Below are 14,152 nucleotides of genomic sequence, written 5' to 3'. Positions count from 1 at the left end.
AAAAATCGTTCATCACAGTTTCATCACGACGTGCTAGTCGCCCTCCGGAGCACCGAGCGGGCGTGTGAAAGGACCGGTCCGTCGACCATCTTGCCGTTGTGGCGGAACACTCCCCCGCCCGCCGCGCGGGCCGCCTCCAGCAGCTCGACGGCCTCGGCCACCTGGGCCTCGTCCGGCCGGTACGCGGCGCGCACCGTCTCCACCTGGGACGGGTGGATGCACGCGGTCGCGGCGAACCCGACGGCGACGGCGTCCTCGGCCTCCGCCGCGAGCCCGTCGAGGTCCGCGATGTCCAGGTGGACCGTGTCGATGGCGGGTTTCCCCGCTGCTCCGGCGGCCAGCAGCACCGCCGAGCGGGCGTGCGCGGCGACGTCGCGGTAGCGGCCGTCCGGGTGCCGGCTCGACGTGCCGCCGAGCGACGCGACCAGGTCCTCCGCGCCCCACATCAGCGCGACGACCTCCGGGGCCGCCGCCAGCTCGGGGGCGGCGAGCACTCCGGCGGCGGTCTCGCACAGCGCGATCACCCGCAGCCCGCCGAGGGCGGCGAGGTCGGCCGGGCGCTCCGCCTTGGGCAGCATCACCGCGGTGTACGGCGTCAGCGCCAGGGCGGACAGATCTGCGGCGTGGTCGTCGGTGCCCGCCTGGTTCACCCGGACGATCACCCGCGTCGGGTCGAGATCGGAGGCGGCGAGGGCCTCCCTCGCCTCCGGCCGCCGCGCCGGGTCGACGGCGTCCTCCAGGTCGAGGATGACGGCGTCCGAGCGCTCCAGCGCCTTGGCGTAGCGGTCCGGGCGGTCGGCCGGGCAGAACAGCAGCGCCGGGCCCCACGGGAATGCGCCGACGCCGGGGAATGCGCCGACGCCGGGGAATGCGCCGACGCCGCGGAATGCGCCGACGCCGCGGAAGGCGGTCATTCGTCGCTCGTCCCGAGGTGCGCGTCGCGGCACCACACCATCACCTGGCGGATCGCGGTGGCGACCACCACGCCGTCCTGGTTGCGGCCGGTGTGCTCCAGCGTCACGATCCCCTGGCCGGGGCGGGAGGCCGACAGCCGCTTGGCCGTCACCGTCGTCTCCGAGTAGAGCGTGTCGCCGTGGTAGAGCGGATGCGGGAAGGAGACCTCCGAGAAGCCGAGGTTCGCCACGATGGTGCCCTGCGTGAGCTGGGCGACCGACGCGCCGACGATCGTCGCGAGCGTCCACATCGAGTTCATCAGCCGCTCGCCGAACGGCTGCCGGGCCGACCAGGCCGCGTCCAGGTGCAGCGCCTGCGTGTTCATGGTCAGCGTGGTGAAGAGGACGTTGTCGGCCTCCGTCACCGTGCGCCCCGGGCGGTGCAGGTAGCGGGTCTCTAGCTCGAACTCCTCGTAGTAGAGGCCGCGCTGCTCGATCTCCTTCACGACGCAGCCCCCTCCAGCTGCACCGCCAGCGGCGCGCCCGTCGCGGCCACGACCTCCTCGACCGTCACGCCCGGCGCGGTCTCGCGCAGCACGAGCCCGTCCGGAGTCACGTCGATCACGGCCAGGTCGGTGATGATGCGGTCGACGCAGCCGGTGCCGGTGAGCGGGAGGGTGCACTCGGCGAGGATCTTGGGCCGGCCCTCCTTGTCGACGTGCTCCATCATCACGATCAGCCGCTTGGCGCCGAAGACGAGGTCCATCGCGCCGCCCATGCCCTTGACCATCTTGCCGGGGATCATCCAGTTGGCGAGGTCACCGGTCGCCGAGACCTCCATCGCGCCGAGGACCGCGACATCCACGTGGCCGCCGCGGACCATCCCGAACGACAGCGACGAGTCGAAGTAGGCGGCGCCGCGCTTGACGGTGACGGTCTCCTTGCCCGCGTTGATCAGGTCGGCGTCGACGTCGGCGTCGGCCGGGTAGGGGCCGACGCCGAGCACACCGTTCTCGGAGTGCAGGATGACCTCGACACCCTCCGGGATGTAGTTCGGGATCAGCGTCGGCATGCCGATGCCGAGGTTGACGTACTGGCCGTTCTCCAGTTCCTGTGCCACTCGGGCGGCGAGCTCGGTGCGGGTGAGGCTCATCGGACGCTCCCTTCCTGGGCAGGGGCCGCGGCGGCCGCGGCGACGGTGCGCCGCTCGATGCGCTTCTCCACGTCCGGCGCGTGCACCACGCGCTGGACGAAGATCCCGGGCAGGTGCACCTCCCCCGGCGCGAGCTCGCCCGGCTCGACCAGCTCCTCCACCTCGGCGATGGTGATGCGTCCGGCCATCGCGGCGAGCGGGTTGAAGTTCATCGCCGCGGCGTGGAAGACCAGGTTGCCGTGCCGGTCGCCCTTCGCCGCGTGGACGAGCGCGAAGTCCGGGCGCAGCGAGCGCTCCAGCACGTAGGACGCGCCGTCGAACTCGCGCACCTCCTTCGGCTCGCTGGCGACCGCGATCGACCCGTCGTCGTTGTAGCGGCGCGGCAGGCCGCCGAGCGCGATCTGGGTGCCGACACCGGCCGGGGTGTAGAACGCCGGGATGCCGGCGCCGCCCGCCCGGAGCTTCTCGGCGAGCGTGCCCTGCGGGGTCAGCTCCACCTCCAGCTCGCCGGAGAGGAACTGCCGCGCGAACTCCTTGTTCTCGCCGACGTAGGAGCTGATCATCTTGCGGATGCGGCGCTGGGCGAGGAGGAGCCCGAGCCCCCAGTCGTCCACGCCGCAGTTGTTGCTGACCACCTCCAGGTCGGTCGTTCCGGCCTCCAGCAGCGCCTGGATGAGCGCGCTCGGAATGCCGCACAGGCCGAAGCCGCCCACGGCCAGGCTCGCGCCGCTCGGGATGTCGGCCACCGCCTCCGCAGCGCTCGCCACCGTCTTATCGATCACGCTGAATCCCCTTCTTCCCTCACCGTCGAGCTGTGTCCCGCCATTGAGTACGGGAAAACTACCGCCGAAACCGCCGAGTCGCCAGATAATCCGCGTACTCGGCGGTTGCGGGGGTCAAGCCTCGAAACCCAGGGCACGCGAGATGATCATCAGCTGCACCTCGGTGGTTCCCTCGCCGACCTCGAGGATCTTGGAGTCGCGGTAGTGCCGGGCGACCGGGTTCTCGTTGAGGAAGCCGTAGCCGCCGAAGATCTGGGTCGCGTCGCGGGCGTTGTCCATCGCGGCCTCGCTGCCGACGAGCTTGGCGATGGAGGCCTCCATCTTGAAGGGCTTGCCCGCCATCAGCTTGAACGCGGCGTCGTAGTACGCCAGCCGCGCCGCGTGCACCCGGGCCTGCATCCGCGCGATCTTGAAGGCGATGTACTGGTTGGAGCCGATCGGCCGGCCGAAGACGTTGCGCGACTTCGCGTAGCGCACCGCCTCCTCCAGGCAGCCCTGCGCGGCGCCCGTGCAGAGCGCGGCGAAGGCGACCCGGCCCTCGTCGAGGGTCTGCAGGAAGTTCGCGTAGCCGCGGCCGCGCTCGCCGAGGAGGTTCGCCTCCGGCACGTGCACGTCGGTCAGCGTCAGCGGGTGGGTGTCGGAGGTGTGCCAGCCGACCTTGTCGTAGACCGGCTCGGCGACGAAGCCGGGCGTTCCGGTCGGGACGATGATCGCCGACAGCTCCTTCTTGACCGAGCCGTCCGCGCGCCGCTCCTCGCCGGTCACCGCCGTGATCGTGACGAGCCTGGTGATCTCCGAGCCGGAGTTGGTGATGAACTGCTTGCTGCCGTTGAGGATCCACTCGCCGTCCCGCAGGATCGCCGTGGTCTTCGTGCCGGAGGCGTCGGAGCCGGCGTCGGCCTCGGTCAGGCCGAACCCGGCGAGCGCCTCGCCGCGCGCCAGCATCGGCAGCCACTCCTGCTTCTGCTCCTCGGTGCCGTTGCGGAAGATCGGCATCGCGCCGAGCCCGATGCCGGCCTCCAGTGTCACGCCGATGGACTGGTCGACCCGGCCGAGCTGCTCGACCGCGAGGCAGAGCGAGAGGTAGTCCTTGCCCTGGCCGCCGTACTCGACCGGGAACGGGAGGCCGAACAGGCCCATCCGGCCCATCTCGGCGATGATGTCGTACGGGAGGCTGCGCTTGGTGTCGTACTCGTAGGCGGCGGGCGCGACGACGGTGTCGGCGAAGTCGCGGACCTCGTCGCGGAGGCGGCGCTGCTCGTCGGTGAGCTCGAAGCCGGCGACGTCGAGGTCGGCCGCGCTGGACAGCTGCATGGTCATCGGAGATTCCTGTCTGTTGTGGTGACGGTCCCTGCCGCGGCGTGCTCGCCGCGGGATGTGGCGGCCGATTCTGTCGGCTCGGGGATGTCCGCCGGGGTGGGCGGGACGTTCGGGGTGGTTTCGGCGTCGGCCTGAGCGACGGCCTGGGCGGCGGGCTCGGTGGCCTCGGGCGCGTCCACGACGGCCACGAGCTGGTCGAGCTTCACGAGGTCGCCGGGCACGACCTTCACCGTCACGGTGCCGGCGATCGGGGCGACCAGGCGGTGCTCCATCTTCATGGCCTCCACGACGGCCACCGTGTCGCCCGCCGCGACCTCCGCGCCGGACGCGACCGGCACGGCGACGACGGTGCCCGGCATCGGCGAGCGGACCTCGGGGTGCGCGGCCGCCTCGCCGCGCTCGCGTGCGGCGAGCGCGGCGGCCAGCCGCTCGGCCGGCGTGCGCAGCCGGAGGGCGCTGGAGCGGCCGTCGTGCGCGAGCCAGATCGTGCCCTCCTCGCGGGCCGCGTCGAAGCGGGTGACCACGCCGTCGAGGTCGAGCACGACAGTGTCGGGCTCGCCGGCGGCGCCGGGCTGCACGGTGATCCGGGCGGGGTGCTCGTGCGCCTCGCCGTCCGGTCCCGGCACGATCACGCGCTCGCCGTGCACCTGCACGGTCCTGCCGTCCACGTCGTAGCGCACGGGACGCGCCGCGCCGAGCCGCCAGCCGGTGGGCGCACCCCACAGCGCTCCGACGCCCCCCGGGGCGGACGACTCCCTCTCCCGGTGCGCCAGCAGCGCCGCGGCGACGAGCTCGGCGGTGGAGGCCGGGACCGGCTCCAGCGCGGAGAACCGCCGGTCGATCAGCGTGGTGTCCATGTCGCCCGCACGCACCTCGTCGTCGGCGAGGAGATCGCGGAGCCAGGCGATGTTGTTCACGACCCCGAGCACCGCGGTGCCGGCGAGGGCGCGGTCGAGCCGGGCCAGGGCGCCCGCACGGTCCGGCCCCCAGGCGATCACCTTGGCGAGCATCGGGTCGTAGTCGGTCACGACGCGCGTCCCGGCGGCAAGGCCGCTGTCCACGCGGACGCCCTCGCCGCCCGGCTCGCGCAGCGCGAGGACCGCGCCGTCGCCGGGGAGGAAGTCGCGCTCCGGGTTCTCGGCGTACACGCGCGCCTCGACCGCGTGGCCGGAGAGCCGGATGTCGTCCTGCGCGAAGCCCAGCGGCTCCCCCGCCGCGACCCGCAGCTGCCACTCCACCAGGTCCACGCCCGTCACCAGCTCGGTGACCGGGTGCTCGACCTGGAGGCGCGTGTTCATCTCCATGAAGAAGAACTCGTCCGGGCGCTCGGCCGAGACCAGGAACTCGACGGTCCCCGCCCCGACATAGCCGACGCTCGCCGCGACCCGGCAGGCCGCCTCGCCGATCCGTGCGCGCGTCGCGGCGTCGAGCAGCGGCGACGGGGCCTCCTCGACCACCTTCTGGTGACGGCGCTGCAGGGAGCACTCGCGCTCGCCGAGGTGGACCACAGCGCCGTGCCGGTCGGCGACGATCTGGACCTCGATGTGCCGCGGCGACTCCACCAGCCGCTCGAGGAAGAGCGTGTCGTCGCCGAAGGCCGCGGCCGCGACGCGCCGGGCCGCGCGCAGCGCCTCGGGGAGGTCGGCGGCGACGTGCACCGCCTGCATCCCCTTGCCGCCGCCGCCCGCCGAGGGCTTGACCAGCACGGGATAGCCGATCCGCTCGGCGGCCGCGACGAGCTCGTCGTCGCCGAGGCCGGGCTCCGCGATGCCGGGGATGGTCGGGACGCCGGAGCGGCCGACCTCCTGCTTGGCCGAGATCTTGTCGCCCATCACTTCCAGCGCGTGCACGCCCGGGCCGACGAACACGATGCCCGCGGCCGCGCAGGCCTCGGCGAGCGCCGCGTTCTCGGAGAGGAAGCCGTAGCCGGGATGGACGGCCGCCGCGCCCGTGCGGCGCGCGGCGTCGACGATCGCCTCGACGGAGAGGTAACTGTCCCGGGCGGGCGCCGGCCCGATCCGGACCGCCGTGTCGGCGAGCCGGACGTGCAGGGCGTCGCGGTCGGCGTCGCTGTAGACGGCGACCGAGCGGATGCCGAGCCGGCGCAGGGTGCGGATCACGCGGCACGCGATCTCGCCGCGGTTCGCCACCAGGACGGACTCGAACGGGACGGAGGAGCGGTCGGTCATCGTCATCACATCCGGAAGAGGCCGAAGGCCGTGTCGGGCAGCGGCGCGCGGGAGCAGACGTCGAGCGCCAGCCCCAGCACCGTGCGGGTGTCGGCGGGGTCGATCACGCCGTCGTCCCAGAGCCGGGCGGTCGAGTAATACGGGTTGCCCTGGTCCTCGTACTGCGCGGCGATCGGCGCTCGGAAGGCGGCCTCGTCCTCCGCGCTCCACTCCTCGCCGCGCGCGTCCAGCTGGTCGCGCTTGACGGTGGCGAGCACGCTGGCCGCCTGCTGGCCGCCCATCACCGAGATTCGGGAGGCCGGCCACATCCAGAGGAACCGCGGCGAGTAGGCCCGGCCGCACATCGAGTAGTTGCCCGCGCCGAAGGAGCCGCCGATCACGACCGTGAGCTTCGGCACCCGGGTGGTGGCGACCGCGGTGACCATCTTGGCGCCGTTCTTGGCGATGCCGCCGGCCTCGTAGTCGCGGCCGACCATGAAGCCGGAGATGTTCTGCAGGAACACCAGCGGGATGCCGCGCTGGTCGCAGAGCTCGATGAAGTGCGCGCCCTTGAGCGCCGACTCGCTGAACAGCACGCCGTTGTTGGCGACGATCCCGATCGGGTGGCCGTGGAGGTGCGCGAAGCCGGTCACCAGCGTGGTGCCGTACTCCGGCTTGAACTCGCTGAACTCCCCGGCGTCCACCAGTCGGATGATGACCTCGTGCACGTCGTACGGCGCCTGCACGTCGACCGGGACGACGCCGTAGAGCTCCTCCTGGTCGGCGATCGCGGCGCGGGTGGCCAGCACCTCCCAAGCCGGAGCGGCGGGCCGCGGGAGGGTCGCGACGATCTCCCGGACGATCCCGAGCGCGTGCTCGTCGTCCTCCGCCAGGTGGTCGACCACGCCGGAGGTGCGGGCGTGGAGGTCGCCGCCGCCGAGCTCCTCGGCGGTGACGATCTCGCCGATCGCGGCCTTCACCAGCGGCGGTCCGCCGAGGAAGATGGTGCCCTGGTTGCGGACGATGACCGTCTCGTCGCTCATGGCCGGGACGTAGGCGCCCCCGGCTGTGCAGGAGCCGAGCACCGCGGCGATCTGCGGGATCTTGGCGGCGGAGAGCCGGGACTGGTTGTAGAAGATGCGGCCGAAGTGGTCGCGGTCGGGGAACACCTCGTCCTGCATCGGCAGGAAGGCGCCGCCGGAGTCGACCAGGTAGACGCAGGGGAGGCGGTTCTCCAGTGCGATCTCCTGCGCCCGGAGGTGCTTCTTGACGGTCATCGGGTAGTAGGTGCCGCCCTTCACCGTCGCGTCGTTGCAGACGATCATCACGTGGCGGCCCTCGACCAGGCCGATGCCGGCGATCAGCCCGGCCGCCGGGCTCTCGTCGCCGTACATCCCGGTCGCGGCCAGCGGGGCGATCTCCAGGAACGGGCTGCCCTCGTCCAGCAGTGCGTCGATGCGGTCGCGCGGCAGCAGCTTGCCGCGGGCGACGTGGCGCTCGCGGGCGCGCTCCGGACCGCCGGCCGCGGCGACCGCGAGGCGTTCGCGGAGGTCGGCCACCAGGGCGCGCTGGGCGGCGTCGTTCCCCGCCGGCTCGGTCGTGCCGGCGCTCGCGTTCCGGTCGGGCATCGTGCTCAGGGCAGGCATCGTGCTCCCGTGTCCTCGTCGACATGAGTTAGTGGTCACTAACTCGAATTTAGGTTAGTGTTCATTAACCCGATTGTCCAGCCCGCTCCCTGGAGTGCACGAGAAATGACCGAGACCGCACCGGCCGACCCGCTCGCCCGCCCGACGCAGCGCAGTCAGGCCAAGGCCGACCGGCGCGCCGCACTGCTCGCGGCCGCGGCGGGCCTGTTCGCCGAGCGCGGCTTCAATGGCGTCTCGATCGAAGACCTGGGCGCCGCCGCCGGCGTCAGCGGTCCCGCGGTGTACCGGCACTTCGCGTCCAAGCAGGCCGTGCTGGCCGCGCTCCTGGTCGGCGTCAGCGAGAACCTCCTCGACGGCGGCAATGCGGTGGAGGAGGAGGCGGCCGACCCCGCGGGCGCCCTGCGCGGCCTGATCGCCTTCCACGTCGACTTCGCGCTCGCCGAGGCCGACACCATCCGGGTCCAGGACCGGGACCTCGACGCCCTCGCCCCGGACGAGCGCCGGGCCGTCCGCACCCTGCAGCGCCGCTACATCGAGCTGTGGATGCGCGTGCTCGGCGAGCTGCACCCGTCGCTCGCCGCGGACGAGCTCCGCGTGCGCGTGCAGGCCACCTTCGGCCTCATCAACTCCACGCCGCACTCCGCCCGCGGCGGCGCCGCGCACAGCACGGACGCCAGCGTGCGCCCGGTGCTCGAGCGGATGGCCTGGGCGGCGCTGACCTCGCGCTGACCTCCCGGCCGGCCTCGCCCAGGCCTCCAGCCGGCCCGTGCGCCGCCCCGCGCCGCCTCTCGGCGACGACACCTCGGTGGGTTAGAGTCCGTAGACGCGCGGGTGACGCCGCGACGGACTCGAGGTGAGGAGCGAGGTGGGCGACGACACTCCCCGGCTGAGGCTGCACCACCGCGTGCTGCGCACCCTCGGAGTCGCCCTCGCCGTGCTGCTCGTGCTCGTCCTCCTCGCCGGCGGCGTCGCGGTGTGGACCGTCACGCGGTCGTTCCCGCAGACCTCCGGCACACTGACGCTGAGCGGGCTGAGCGCTCCGGTGACCGTCGCGCGCGATACCGCGGGCGTCCCGCAGATCACCGCGCGCACCGCCGACGACCTGTTCCGCGCCCAGGGCTACGTGCACGCCCAGGACCGGTTCTGGGAGATGGACTTCCGCCGGCACGTCACCTCCGGCCGGCTCTCCGAGCTCTTCGGCGCGAGCCAGCTGCCGACCGACACCTTCATCCGCACGCTCGGCTGGCGCGACGTCGCCGAGCAGGAGGTGAAGCTGCTCGACAAGACGTCGCTGCGCTACTACCAGGACTACGCGGACGGCGTGAACGCCTACCTGGCCGCGCACTCCGGGGCCCAGCTGTCGCTGGAGTACGCGATCCTCGGCATCCAGAACCCCGGCTACCACCCGGAGAAGTGGACCCCGGCCGACTCGATCGCGTGGCTCAAGGCGATGGCCTGGGACCTCCGCTCCAACCTGGAGGACGAGATCGACCGCGCCCTGCTGGCCACCAAGCTCACCCCGCAGCAGGTCGCCGACCTGCACCCCGGCTACGACTACAGCGCGCACCCCACGATCACCGCGCTGGGCGGCGGCTCCCCCACCACGGTGACCCCGGACGCCGCCCCGGCCGGCGCGACGCCGTCGGCCTCCGCGCCCGGAGACGCCGACGCCACGGCCGCGCTCGCCGCCGTGCCCACCCCGCAGTACCGGGACCGGCTGGAGCAGGTGGCCACGAGCCTCGACGCCCTGCCGACCCTGATGGGCCCGGCAGGAGACGACATCGGCTCGAACTCGTGGGTGGTCTCCGGGGCCCACACCGCGACCGGCAAGCCGCTGCTCGCCAACGACCCGCACCTCGGAGTGGTGATGCCCTCGGTCTGGTACCAGGTCGGTCTGCACTGCGCGGTCGTCGACGCGGCGTGCCCGTTCGACGTCGCCGGGTTCAGCTTCTCCGGCCTCCCCGGCGTCATCATCGGCCACAACGCCCGCATCGCCTGGGGGTTCACCAACCTCGGGCCGGACGTGGCCGACCTCTACGTCGAGAAGGTCAGCGGGAGCAGCTACGAGTACGACGGAAAGCAGGAGCCGCTGACGATCCGGCACGAGACCATCCGGGTCGCGGGCGGCCCGGACGTGCGGATCACCGTCCGGTCGACCCGGCACGGGCCGATCATCACCGACCTCAGCGACGGCTACGACGTGATCGCGAAGGACCAGGCCGGCAAGCTCGGCGTCCCCGCACAGGAGTTCCAGCTCTCGCTGCAGTGGACGGCGCTCACTCCCGGGCCCACCGCGAACGCGATCTTCGCCTTCGACGCCGCCCACGACTGGGCGAGCTTCCACGCGGCCGCGGCCTCCTTCCAGGTGCCGTCGCAGAACCTGCTCTACGCGGACGTGGACGGCAACATCGGCTACCAGGCGCCCGGGCTGATCCCGGTCCGCGCGAAGGGCGACGGGACGGTCCCGGTACCGGGCTGGACCAGCGAGTACGGCTGGGTGGGGACGATCCCCTACGAGCAGCTGCCGAGCGTCCTCAACCCGCCGAGCGGCTACATCGTCACGGCCAACAACGCCGCGGTCGGACCGCAGTTCCCCGCGATGATCACGCAGGACTGGGACGCCGGGTACCGCGCGAACCAGATCCAGCTCCGGCTGACGAAGCTGCTCGACGCGGGACACACGGTCACGGCGAAGGACATGTCCGCCATCCAGGCGGACACCTACGATGCGAGCGCGGCCACGCTCGCTCCCCTCGTCGTCGCCATCGGCTCGAAGGCGGACCCGACCTCCGGCGTCGCCAAGGGCGCGGCGCTGCTGCGGCACTGGGACTACCACGACGACGGCGACAGCGCCGCCGCGGCCTACTTCGCGGTGTTCTGGAAGACCCTGCTGGCGGACGCGTTCGGCCGCAAGCTCCCCGCGTCGGCGCCGCCGATCGGCGGCGACCGCTGGTTCCAGGTCGTGCAGTCGCTGGTGAAGCAGCCCGACTCGGCCTGGTGGGCGGACAGCCGCCTCGGCACGGGCGACCGCGACGACATGATCGCCTACGCGGCGAACCAGGCCTGGAAGGAGGCCGAGAGCACCCTCGGCGGCGACCCGAAAGGCTGGCGCTGGGACCGCCTGCACACCCTGGAGCTCAGGAACGCGTCCTTCGGCTCGTCCGGCGTCGCCCCGATCGAGTGGCTCTTCAACCGCGGGCCGTACCCGCTCAGCGGAGGTTCGAGCGTGGTGGACGCGACCGGCTGGGACGCGTCGGCCGGCTATCAGGTCGACCGCGCGCCGTCGATGCGGATGGTCGTCGACCTCGGCGACGTCGACCGCAGCACCTGGATCAACCTCACGGGAGCCTCCGGGCACGCCTTCGACGCGCACTACGCCGATCAGGCCGCGCTCTGGGCGGTCGGCGAGACCCGGCCGTGGCCGTTCTCAGCGAAGGCGGTCCGCGCGGCGGCGGATCAGACCCTCACCCTCACGCCCTGACCGCCGCCGCGGCGGCTGGAGGCGAGGCGGTCGGAGCCGAGGCCCTCGGCTCAGGGCGCTCAGCGGCCGGTCGGCCAGTTGCGCTCGACGTCCCCGACGTAGAGCTGCTGCGGACGGCCGATCTTGGTGCTCGGGTCCTGGGTCATCTCGCGCCAGTGCGCGATCCAGCCGGGGAGGCGGCCGATCGCGAACAGCACGGTGAACATCCGGGTCGGGAAGCCCATCGCCTTGTAGATCACCCCGGTGTAGAAGTCGACGTTCGGGTAGAGGCGGCGGTCGACGAAGTACTGGTCGGCGAGCGCGACCTCCTCGAGCTCCTTCGCGATGTCGAGCAGCGGGTCGTGCACGCCGAGGGCGGCGAGCACCTCGTCGGCGGACTGCTTGACGAGCTTGGCGCGCGGGTCGAAGTTCTTGTAGACGCGGTGCCCGAAGCCCATCAGCTTGACGCCGGACTCCTTGTTCTTGACCCGCTCGACGAACTTCTGGACGCTCTCGCCCGAGTCGCGGATGTTCGCGAGCATCTGCAGGACGGCCTCGTTCGCGCCGCCGTGCAGCGGTCCGTAGAGCGCGTTGATGCCGGCCGACACGGAGGCGAACAGGTTCGCCTGGGTCGAGCCGACGAGGCGGACCGTCGAGGTGGACGCGTTCTGCTCGTGGTCCTCGTGGAGGATGAGGAGGCGCTCCAGCGCGCGGGACAGCACCGGGTTCACCTCGTACGGCTCGGCGAGGGTGCCGAAGTTGAGCCGCAGGAAGTTGTCCACGAAGCTCAGCGAGTTGTCCGGGTAGAGGAACGCCTGGCCGATGCTCTTCTTGTGCGCGTAGGCCGCGATCACGGGGAGCTTGGCGAGGAGGCGGACGGTCGAGAGCTCCACCTGCTCCGGGTCGCTGACACTGAGCGAGTCCTGGTAGAAGGTCGAGAGGGCCGACACGGCGCTGGAGAGCACCGACATCGGGTGCGCGTCGTGCGGGAGGGCGCTGAAGAAGCTGCGCAGGTCCTCGTGCAGGAGCGTGTGGCGGCGGATGCGGTCGTCGAAGTCGGCCAGCTCGGCCGGGGTCGGCAGCTCGCCGTGGATGAGCAGCCAGGCGACTTCGAGGAAGGTCGAGTTCTCGGCCACCTGCTCGATCGGGTAGCCGCGGTAGCGCAGGATGCCCGCGTCGCCGTCGATGTAGGTGATGGCCGAGCGCGTGGCGGCCGTGTTGACGAAGCCGTAGTCCAGGCTGGTCAGCCCGGTCTGGCGGGTCAGGCTGGAGAGGTCGATGCTCGACGCGCCCTGCGTGCTCGGCAGGATCGGGAACTCCGCGACGCCACCCGGGTAGCGCAGCTCGGCGACGGCCGCCTCCTGGGCGGGTCCGCGCTGCTCCGCCTGCGGCTGAGCGGCGCCGGTCCGCTCGGTGCCGGCCTGCTCGGTGCCGAGTCCGCTCACAACGCCTCCTGGGTGGGATTGGGATGCTTCGCGTGCCGATCGTGTCGGCGACGCAGTGAAGCCGTGCTGGTACAGCCTAGCCAACCCGCGCGGCTACTGTCGCATCGAGCAAAGGCTGCGGGGCTCCTTTAGAGGGTGTCTCCAAACGCAGCGAGGGTGTCTCCAAAGGACCGCAGCCGGGATGCCGCGGCGGCGATCCGCTCGTCGGTGGCGGTCAGCGACAGGCGCACGTGCTCCGGGTAGTGGTCGCCGTAGAAGACGCCGGGTCCGGCCAGGATGCCGAGGTCGGCGAGCCGGCCGATGCTCTCCCAGGCGTCGCGTCCCTCGGTCGCCCACAGGTAGAGGCCCGCCTCGCTGCGGTCGATGCGGAAGCCTGCGGCCTCCAGCGCGGGCTTCAGCAGCGCGCGCCGGGCCCGGTAGCGCTCCCGCTGGTCGGCCACGTGCGCGTCGTCGCCGAGCGCGACGACCATCGCGGCCTGCAGCGGCGACGGCAGCATCAGCCCGGCGTGCTTGCGCACCGTGGTGAGACGTGCGATCAGCCCGCGGTCGCCCGCGATGAACGCGGCCCGGTAGCCGGCGAGGTTCGACTGCTTGCTCAGCGAGTACACGGCGAGCACGCCGCTGCGGTCGTCGCCGACCACGCGCGGGTCCAGCACGCTGGGGGTGGGGGCGGCGTCCCACGGCGCGTCCCAGCCGAGCTCGGCGTAGCACTCGTCGCCCGCCACGACCGCGCCCAGCTCCCTGGCCCGGGCGACGGCGGCCCGCAGGTCCTCCACGGACAGCACCCGGCCGTCGGGATTGCCCGGGCTGTTCAGCCAGACCAGGCGGGTGTTCTCCGGCCACTGCGCGGGGTCGTCGCTCGCGACCGCCTCGGCGCCCGCGAACGCCGCGCCGATCGCGTAGGTCGGGTACGCCGCGCGCGGGTGCACGACGGCGTCGCCCTCGCCCAGCCCGAGGAAGAACGGCAGGAAGGCGACGAGCTCCTTGGAGCCGATCGTCGGAAGCACCTCCTCCGGGGCGAGCCCCGTGACGCCGCGCCGGCGGGCGAACCAGGCGGCGATCGCCTCGCGCAGGGCGGGCGTGCCGACGGTCTGCGGGTACGCGTGCGCGTCGGTCGCCTCGGCGAGCGCGTCGCGGATCAGCGCAGGGGTCGGGTCGACGGGCGAGCCGATCGAGAGGTCGACGATCCCGGAGCCGTCGCCGAACGGCACGGCAGCGCGGGCGCGCGCCGCGTACGGCGCCATGAGATCCCAGGGGTAGTCGGGCAGCTCTCCGAGCGCCATGT

11 protein-coding genes are annotated in these 14,152 nt (G+C 72.4%); 2 read left to right on the top strand and 9 right to left on the bottom strand.

All coding sequences use genetic code 11. The features are described 5' to 3' along the window. Positions 1 to 23: 23 nt before the first annotated feature. The 7 genes from HNR13_RS09455 to HNR13_RS09425 all read right to left on the bottom strand — a co-directional run bounded on the left by HNR13_RS09455 (position 24) and on the right by HNR13_RS09425 (position 7,944). Entirely contained in the window at positions 24 to 914 is an 891-nt protein-coding gene (locus HNR13_RS09455) for an HpcH/HpaI aldolase/citrate lyase family protein (RefSeq protein ID WP_179605520.1), read from the bottom strand. Beyond that, positions 911 to 1,399: a MaoC/PaaZ C-terminal domain-containing protein gene (locus HNR13_RS09450; protein WP_179605519.1), complete on the bottom strand. Its 489-nt coding sequence runs from the start codon at positions 1,397 to 1,399 to the stop codon at positions 911 to 913. Before HNR13_RS09450 ends, HNR13_RS09455 begins: the two co-directional genes overlap by 4 nt. Next, positions 1,396 to 2,046 carry a CoA transferase subunit B gene (locus HNR13_RS09445; protein ID WP_179605518.1) on the bottom strand — a complete coding sequence of 217 codons (651 nt, stop codon included), beginning with the start codon at positions 2,044 to 2,046 and terminating at the stop codon, positions 1,396 to 1,398. Before HNR13_RS09445 ends, HNR13_RS09450 begins: the two co-directional genes overlap by 4 nt. Then, positions 2,043 to 2,828 (bottom strand): 3-oxoacid CoA-transferase subunit A, encoded by a 786-nt coding sequence (locus HNR13_RS09440; RefSeq protein ID WP_179605517.1) that lies wholly within the window; start codon positions 2,826 to 2,828, stop codon positions 2,043 to 2,045. Before HNR13_RS09440 ends, HNR13_RS09445 begins: the two co-directional genes overlap by 4 nt. A gap of 114 nt (positions 2,829 to 2,942) precedes the next feature. Further along, positions 2,943 to 4,148, bottom strand: coding sequence for an acyl-CoA dehydrogenase family protein (locus HNR13_RS09435; RefSeq protein ID WP_179605516.1), 1,206 nt, complete (start codon positions 4,146 to 4,148; stop codon positions 2,943 to 2,945). Next, positions 4,145 to 6,337, bottom strand: coding sequence for an ATP-binding protein (locus tag HNR13_RS09430; protein ID WP_179605515.1), 2,193 nt, complete (start codon positions 6,335 to 6,337; stop codon positions 4,145 to 4,147). Before HNR13_RS09430 ends, HNR13_RS09435 begins: the two co-directional genes overlap by 4 nt. Positions 6,338 to 6,342: 5 nt before the next feature. Continuing rightward, entirely contained in the window at positions 6,343 to 7,944 is a 1,602-nt protein-coding gene (locus HNR13_RS09425) for a carboxyl transferase domain-containing protein (RefSeq protein WP_382313241.1), read from the bottom strand. Positions 7,945 to 8,067: 123 nt separating this feature from the next. Here HNR13_RS09425 and HNR13_RS09420 point away from each other — a divergent pair, with 123 nt between their 5' ends. Both HNR13_RS09420 and HNR13_RS09415 read left to right on the top strand, forming a co-directional pair. Next, positions 8,068 to 8,691 carry an SACE_7040 family transcriptional regulator gene (locus tag HNR13_RS09420; protein WP_179605513.1) on the top strand — a complete coding sequence of 208 codons (624 nt, stop codon included), beginning with the start codon at positions 8,068 to 8,070 and terminating at the stop codon, positions 8,689 to 8,691. Between the two features lie 136 nt (positions 8,692 to 8,827). Next, the gene (locus HNR13_RS09415; protein WP_179605512.1) at positions 8,828 to 11,443 is read left to right on the top strand and encodes a penicillin acylase family protein; all 2,616 of its coding nucleotides are present in this window, start codon (positions 8,828 to 8,830) and stop codon (positions 11,441 to 11,443) included. Positions 11,444 to 11,502: 59 nt separating this feature from the next. On the opposite strand, the gene HNR13_RS09410 is transcribed toward HNR13_RS09415, so the two are convergent. Both HNR13_RS09410 and dapC read right to left on the bottom strand, forming a co-directional pair. After that, positions 11,503 to 12,765 carry a citrate synthase gene (locus HNR13_RS09410; protein WP_179609306.1) on the bottom strand — a complete coding sequence of 421 codons (1,263 nt, stop codon included), beginning with the start codon at positions 12,763 to 12,765 and terminating at the stop codon, positions 11,503 to 11,505. A gap of 230 nt (positions 12,766 to 12,995) precedes the next feature. Further along, positions 12,996 to 14,150: a succinyldiaminopimelate transaminase gene (gene dapC, locus HNR13_RS09405; RefSeq protein WP_179605511.1), complete on the bottom strand. Its 1,155-nt coding sequence runs from the start codon at positions 14,148 to 14,150 to the stop codon at positions 12,996 to 12,998. Between the last annotated feature and the right edge of the window lie 2 nt (positions 14,151 to 14,152).

It is taken from the genome of Leifsonia shinshuensis (genome assembly GCF_013410375.1).
Taxonomy (GTDB): Bacteria; Actinomycetota; Actinomycetes; order Actinomycetales; family Microbacteriaceae; genus Leifsonia; species Leifsonia shinshuensis.
This window is presented reverse-complemented; position numbering and strand designations above follow the sequence as displayed.